At 60.5% G+C, this 3,914-nt stretch carries 3 protein-coding genes; all 3 read right to left on the bottom strand.

All coding sequences use genetic code 11. The features are described from left to right. Positions 1–538: 538 nt before the first annotated feature. Positions 539–1,402 carry a sugar phosphate isomerase/epimerase family protein gene (locus tag ACTHUY_RS11445; protein ID WP_441678922.1) on the bottom strand — a complete coding sequence of 288 codons (864 nt, stop codon included), beginning with the start codon at positions 1,400–1,402 and terminating at the stop codon, positions 539–541. 143 nt (positions 1,403–1,545) lie between these two features. Then, on the bottom strand, positions 1,546–2,532 hold the full coding sequence (gene iolG / locus ACTHUY_RS11440) for an inositol 2-dehydrogenase (protein WP_441675985.1): 987 nt from the start codon (positions 2,530–2,532) through the stop codon (positions 1,546–1,548). A 71-nt stretch (positions 2,533–2,603) separates the two neighbouring features. Further along, complete coding sequence (locus tag ACTHUY_RS11435) at positions 2,604–3,683, bottom strand: transaldolase family protein (RefSeq protein ID WP_441678921.1); 1,080 nt, start codon at positions 3,681–3,683, stop codon at positions 2,604–2,606. Positions 3,684–3,914 lie beyond the last annotated feature (231 nt).

Genomic DNA, 3,914 nt, shown 5'->3' with positions numbered 1-3,914 from the left:
CCTTGTTGTGCTCTGCGTAATCGAGAGCTTCCTTCAAACTAATAAGCACAATAACTCCTGCTGTTTGGTGTGACCTTTCGCTGCGAAGCAGCGCGTGCACGAATCGCACGAGGATGTGGCGGTGTGCGGGACAACGGCGACCCACTCCCGATGCAATGCATGCCTCATGCTGACTCTACCGTTCCACCCCAGTTATAAACGGACCGGAAGTCTGGGTGGGATGATCTCTTTGCACCGAGAGCTTGACCGGGGAAACTGTGCAAGAACCGTTGAACTCAGCTGGAGCGGATCCACCGTGAGACGTCGGTGGAAGGCGCGGACGGAAGCGGCGGATAAGCAGGGAGCGAAGCACCCGTCGGTATGGCTGTGCTACTAGGCAAGGCCTTGGAGCGGGCCTGGAGAAACAATGTGTGTGGGAAGGGTGGGGACAAGGAAGAGTGGCGACAAGAAAGGGCCGGGCGGAAGCTCCGTGGAACTGTCCGCCCGGCCCCGGGGTGACCGGTCGCTACACAACGAGGGAGAGCGCGACCGATCTACGCTAGCCAGCCAGCGCCTTGAGGGCGTTGTAGGACTTGCGAGCATTGTCGATGGGGCCTGCGCCGGCGGCGGGCTCCTCATCGAGCATGATGTCCTGCTCGAGAACGTAGTAGCCGTCAAAGCCAGCATCGTTCAGCGCGGAGACAATGGCGGCGAAGTCGATATCGCCCTCGCCGATCGGGACGAACATGCCGCCCTTGATGCCGTCGCCCCAGACGAGGTCGCCGGGCAGGAGCTTGTCGGTCATGTCCTTGTTGATGTCCTTGGCGTGGACAATGGAGACGCGGTCCGCGTACTTCTTCGTCAGGGCAACAACGTCGGCGCCGCCGCAGGCGAGGTGGCCGGTGTCGAGGCAAAGGCCAACGGTCGAGTTGTCGAGGACGCGCTCAACCTCGTCAACGTTCTGAACCATGGTGCCCCAGTGGGGGTGGATGCAGGCGGTGACGCCGCGGGCCGCGCAGGCCTCCGCGATCCGAGTGAGGTTCGTGAACAGGGTGTCCCAACCCTTTTCGTCCAGGACAGGGCGATCATCGTAGCCGTCGCGGCCGGAATCGGCTGCGAGGACCAGGTAGGAGCCGCCCGCCACCTCGAAGGCGTCCAGCTCCTTGTTGACCTGCGGGATCGGATCAAAGTCGGGATCGTGCATGACGGCAAGGAAGAAGGCTCCGACGGGCTCAAGGTCGTACTCGGATACTGCCTTCGCGCGTTCCTCAGCTTCGATCGGCAGCCAGCCCTGGGGGCCGAACTCCGTGGCGGTCAGGCCAATCTCCTTCATTTCGGTCAGAACGCGTTCCGGCGACATCTGGTATCCCCAGCCCGGTACTTCACAGACGCCCCAGGAAATGGGGGCTCCGGCGATCTTCATGGTGTGGTCTCCTCTCGGCAACATTGCCGCAGTTGGGTTGTTTTTGCTGACATTAAATGGGTTGTTCTGCTGTGTCTTCGTGGATTTTTAGACACGCGTGGGGTGGCCGCCCACGGTTGGTGCAGCCGCGGGCAGTGATTCCCTTAGAGAGTGACGATCGAACCCGTACGGGCCGACTTCTCGGCTGCCTCGGCAAGCCCCAGGGCCTTGCGACCATCCTCAATCGAGGGTGACGGCTTGCGGCCCTCGTCGATTGCGCTGAGGAACTCGTCGAGCTCGACGCTGTAGGCGGCCTCGTAGCGAGCAAGGAAGAAGTCGAGGTAGGGATCCTGACCGTCGGTGACAGTGCCGTTCGAGATCCGCACCGTCGTGGGGCGAATATTGTCGGCGTTGAGCGTTGCCCTGTCACCGAACACTTCGAGACGCTGATCGTAACCGGAGGCGCAGTGCCGCGAGTTCGTGATCGTTGCCGTGGCACCCTCGGCGTTGGTCAGGGTGATGACAGCTCCGTCAAAGTCACCCGTGTCCTTCAGTGCGGGATCGAGGTTCTGGCCGATTGCCACGACCGTTTTGATGTCGCCAAGGAAGAACCTGGCGGTATCGAAGTCGTGGATCGTCATGTCCTTGAAGATTCCACCCGAGGTCGCAATGTATTCGACGGGCGGCGCTGCGGGGTCGCGAGAAATGATGGTGACCTGCTCAATCTTGCCGGCCGCGCCCTCCTCGGCGAGGCTGTGGATCTTTGCGAAAGACGGGTCGAAGCGCCTGTTGAATCCCATCATGACGGTGGGATTGAGGCCTTCGAGATCCTTCTCGAGCTGGTCGACGGTGTCCATGTCCATGGCGATAGGTTTCTCGCACAGAACAGGCTTACCTGCCTTCGCGCACGCGAGCACCTGCTCGGCGTGGAAGGGAGTGGGGGAGCAGATGATGACAGCATCGACCTCCGGGTCGGCAATGAGGTCATCTGCGGATAGTGTCCATCGGGCGCCGTTGGCACGCGCCAATGCAGACGCGGCCTGTTCTACCGGATCCGATACAACGCTGAGCGTTGCGTTCGAATGGGCAGAGACAGACCGCGCGTGCACCTGCGCGATCCGACCGGCTCCAATAATGCCAATCTTGATCACGTGTGTGTTCGTTTCTCTCGATATTGAATATTCTTGGGTATCTACTCACGGGTGAGTAGAAATCTGTCCACTTACGAGGCGGGCAGAATGATGTCCCGAACCAGGTTGTCGAGCGCGTTGTCCGCGTCGAGGAACTGGCGGAGGGTCTTGGCTGCAGGGCCGAAGGACGAGAACTCGTCCACGGTCATGCCGTCAACGTCGTAGGCCCGGTTGAAGTCGGGGATGCGGCGAAGCTGCTCGATGTAGTGCTCGTCGACCGGCTTGCTCATGCGCTCCTCGGCAACGTAGTCGGAGTTGTTGACGATCTGCTGCCACTTGAACGGAGGGGAGACGACCAGGTCGCCGCCCTGGAACTCGGCCCACTGGTAGGGGTTGCGGAAAGCAGCAACCAGCATGCGAGCCGCGTAGCCGCGCTCCTGGAAGATTCCGTAAGCCTTCTTGACGGCTGCGATGCCGGCCCACTCGAGTGCCGAGTAGTCAAGGAAAATGTTGTCGCGAGCAACAACGTGCTTCATCCAGTCGTCGAGACGACCAACCATGATCGTGACAACGGGTCCCATCTGGGAGACGTCGTGGCCAGCGGCTTTGCGCTTCTCCAAGCCGCGCTCGATAGCGGCAGCGGCCTCAACGGCCTGGGGGACGGAGAACGACACGGTGACGTTGATGGAAACGCCGCGCTCGGTTGCATCCTCGATTGCCTCGATGCCGGTCTTGGTGGCCGGGATCTTCACGACAATGTTGTCGGCAAGGTTGTGGAACTCCTCAGCCTGATCGGCAAGAGCCTTTGCGCTGCGGTGCAGGCGGGGGTCCGTCTGCACCGAAAGGCGGCCGTTGCGACCATTCGTAGCCTTGAAAGCGGGCTCGAGAAGCTTGGCTGCCTCGACCGACATGTCCTTAACGGCCTGCCAACCGATCTCCGACTCGCTCCAGGTTGGGTTGTCGTCAGCGATCTTGCGGATCCGGTCGTTCCAGATCTCGGGGTGCTTCGACAGGGTCGTGTAGGCGATCTGCGGGTTGCAGGTTGCGCCAACTCCACCAAACGAGATCGACTGGGTGAGCTCATCGAGATCCGACGAGTCGTTCCACAGCACGGTGGGGAATTTCTTGGTGGCCTCAAGCAGAGGGCCCTCGGTGAACTGAATTTCGCTCATTGTGTCTAGCTCCTGAACTGTTTCCACCCTCCGGTGCCGCCTTCGTTGGGGGCGGGTGGTCTAAGCACTTACCAGGTTACTGACATATACCGAACATTGTCAAGACTTTGTGCAGACAAATCTAAAGCTTGGCCTGAAAGGCTGAAATAGCAACGTTGTAGGTGGCCGAGTGTGTCCCAGTACATCCCGAATCTGGGAGGCATTTACCGGTTGAAAATACAATTGTTCGGT

This window comes from Flaviflexus sp. (genome assembly GCF_052087705.1).
GTDB classification, from domain to species: Bacteria; Actinomycetota; Actinomycetes; order Actinomycetales; family Actinomycetaceae; genus Flaviflexus; species Flaviflexus ciconiae.
Note: the sequence above shows the minus strand (reverse complement) of the source record. Positions and strands in the feature narration are given on the sequence as shown.